Origin of the sequence: Streptomyces katrae, assembly GCF_000966975.1 — a bacterium.
In the GTDB taxonomy this organism is placed as follows: Bacteria; Actinomycetota; Actinomycetes; order Streptomycetales; family Streptomycetaceae; genus Streptomyces; species Streptomyces katrae.
The window spans coordinates 1-1,067 of the sequence record NZ_JZWV01001690.1 but is presented as its reverse complement, the minus strand read 5'-3'; the positions used below and the strand labels follow the sequence as shown (position 1 = coordinate 1,067).

The window sequence follows — 1,067 nt, the reverse complement described above, 5'->3', positions numbered from 1 at the left end:
TCGCTACGCGCTCCTCTCATTTCGGCGTCCGGCGGCCGCCTGGGGCTGATACCCGCACCAGAGGACGAGTGGGTCGTCCTCCCGGGCCGGTGGGCGCCACAGAGCGCTGTGATACCCGCACCGGAGGACGACGGGATCGTCCTCCGGGGTGGGTTGGCGCGGCGCGGCTCGGAAGAAGGTGGTATCGACGGCGTGGGGTCGATGAGCTGGGAAAATCCCCTCGGCGCGGGCGGGGGCACCTTCTAGGATCTGCGGCATGGCAACGCGACTCGTGCAGATCAACATGAAGGCCCACGACGACTCCGCGCTCGGCCGCTTCTGGGCTGAGGTGCTCGGTTGGGGTATCGACAGCGAGGGGCCCGGGGTGACCAATCTGGAACCCGTGGGGTTCTCCTACCCCGACCCCCTGGCCGTGTGTGTCGACATCATCGCCCGGCCGGAGCCCAAGACGGTCAAGAACCGGGTGCACCTTGATCTGGCCACCACCTCGGCCGCCCACCAGGCGGAGTTGGTCGCTCGCCTGAAGGACCTCGGCGCGACCCTGGCCGACGTGGGCCAGGGCGATGTCCCCTGGACGGTCATGGCCGATCCGGAGGGCAACGAGTTCTGCGTCCTGGAGCCCCGCGAGATCTACCGCGACACCGGGCCGGTCGCCGCAGTGGTGGTCGACTGCTCCGACCCGCGCGAGATGGCGCGGTTCTGGGGCGAGGTGATCGACTGGAAGCTGCACCAGGTCACCGACGACCTGGCGACCATGCGATCCGCCCAAGGCGTCGGCCCGTACCTGGAGTTCGTCCGCACCCCGGACACCAAGACCGGGTGGAACCGCGTCCACCTCGACGTCGCCCCCTACAAGGGTGACGACCTTGCCGCAGAGGCGGCCCGGCTGCGCGCCTTGGGCGCCACCGACCCCGACTTCGACCGGTCCGCCATCCACTGGACGGTCCTGGCCGACCCGGAGGGCAACGAGTTCTGCCTCCTCAGCCCTCGCTGAGCAGCGATCCCTCCGCCCTTGGCTGCAGGTATCAGCCCGAGGCAATCGCCGGACGCCGAGCAAAGAGGAGCGC

1 protein-coding gene is annotated in these 1,067 nt (G+C 69.6%); it reads left to right on the top strand.

From position 1 onward, the window contains the following. Positions 1-256 precede the first annotated feature (256 nt). Entirely contained in the window at positions 257-994 is a 738-nt protein-coding gene (locus tag VR44_RS40130; RefSeq protein WP_045952635.1) for a VOC family protein, read from the top strand. Positions 995-1,067: the final 73 nt, after the last annotated feature.